General features: G+C 76.6%; 1 protein-coding gene. It reads right to left on the reverse strand.

Annotation, left to right across the window (positions count from 1 at the left end):
* Positions 1 to 1,771, reverse strand: a 1,771-nt coding sequence (locus ACFWEP_RS34490; RefSeq protein ID WP_387376227.1) for an ALF repeat-containing protein, incomplete at both ends; no start/stop codon positions are given.

A 1,771-nucleotide genomic window follows, 5' to 3' on the forward strand; every position in this document is an offset into this window, starting at 1 on the left:
TTCGGTACCTCCCCGCCCCGGGGGGCGTGGGGCGCGCCCGCGCCTCCCCCCCTTAACTCCCCCCCGGGGGGGCCCAACGCCTCGTTGGCGGCCTCCAGCGCCGCGGCGGCCGACTCGCCCGCCGCGGTCGCCGACTGCTTGGCCTCGTCGTAGTAGTACCAAGCGGTGGACGCCGAAGCCTGGGCGGCCTCGGAGGAGAGGGTGGCGTCGGTGGCGGAACGAGCGGCGTCCTCGGCCGCGGCGTCGGCCCGGTCGGCCGCCGCCCGCGCGGTGGCCGCGGACTTGGCCGCTGCCGTGGCGGACGCCTCGGCGTCCTCGGCGTACGCCCGCGCCTTGTCGGCCTGGGTCTGCGCCTCGGTGGCGGAGTCCTTCGCTTTGTCCGCCCACTGCTGGGCTTCGGCGGCGGCGTTGCGGGCCAGGGCCGCCGTCTTCTGTGCCGTCGCGGCGTTCTGCTGGGCCGTGGCCGCGATCTTCGCCGCGTCCGCGATCAGTTTCTGGACCTGCGCGACGTGGGTGGCGGTGAGTTCGTCCTTGCGCTGGGCCGTGTACTGGCCGGACACGACGAAGTTGTGCAGGGCCTGCGGCGGTCCCTCCAGGGCGATCCGCGCCGCCGAGCGGACCTCGGGGCCTCCCGAGTCGACCAGCTGGGCGGCGCGCACCCGCTCGTCCTCGGTCCTCGTCGTGTACTGCGCCACCGTCAGGAAGGCGCTGTACTTCTTGGCGTCTCCCGTGGCGAGGGCGGCCCGGCCGGCCTCCGCGAGCACGGGCCCTGCCGCGTCGATCACCCGGGCGATCTCGACCCTCATCGGCTCCGTGGCGATCGCGTACTGACCGTTCGCCACGAACTCCGCGATGTCGGCGGCGTCACCGTCGAGGGCCGCTTCGGCGGCCGTCCGCATGTCGGGGTCGGCACTCTCCTCGGCCAGCCGTTCCACGTAGGAACGCTGCTGCTGACGCTCGGCGTCCTGCCAGCCGTCGGTGAGGTAGCCGAGGACCACCTCGTCGGTTCCGGCCAGCGCCGCCTCGGCCGCCGCGCGGCTCCACGCTTCGCCCTGCGTCATCTCCCGCACCGCCAGGTCACGACCCTGCACGGCGATGGCCGCGAGGTCGGCGTCCGGCTCGGCGGCGGCGGTGGCCAGTGCGTCCCGCTCGGCGTCCCGGTCCTGGGCCGCCTGCTCGAGATCCTTCTGCCCCGCCGTCGCCGCGTCGGTCGCCGCCTGCTGGTCGCGGGCCTGCTCGATGCCCTCGTTGGTACGGCTGAGCAGTTCCTCGGCCTCCACCTCGCGCGCCAGGGTGTACACCTTCTGTGCCTGCAGCACCGCTGCCGTCGCCGCGTTCGCCGCGTCGGTCGCCGCGTTGGCGTGCGCCGTGGACTTCGCCGCCGCCGTGGCCGCGTCGCCCGCGTGCTCGGCCGCGTCCTGGGCCGCCTTCGCCGCGTTGCGCGCGTGCGTCGCGGCGGACCCGGCCGCGTCCCGCGCGTCCCGTGCCGCGCTCGCAGCCTTGCGGGCCAGCGACTCCGCCGCCGCCGCGGCGCGGTTGGCCTCGGCCGCGTGCCGCCGGGTGGCTGCCGCCGCGGCGCGCGCCTGGGCGGCAGCCGCGCTGGACTGGTTCGCATAGCCGCTCGCCTCGACGGCCGCGTCGGCGGCCGCGTTCGCGTGGGCGCCTGCGCTGATCGCCGAAGCCGCCGCATCGCCCGCGGCGTCCGCCGCGATCGCCGCCTGGTCGGCGGAGTCGGCCGCCTTCTCGGCGCCGTCCGCCGCGAGGTTCGCCT

Origin of the sequence: Streptomyces sp. NPDC060198, assembly GCF_042728415.1 — a bacterium.
In the GTDB taxonomy this organism is placed as follows: domain Bacteria; phylum Actinomycetota; class Actinomycetes; order Streptomycetales; family Streptomycetaceae; genus Streptomyces.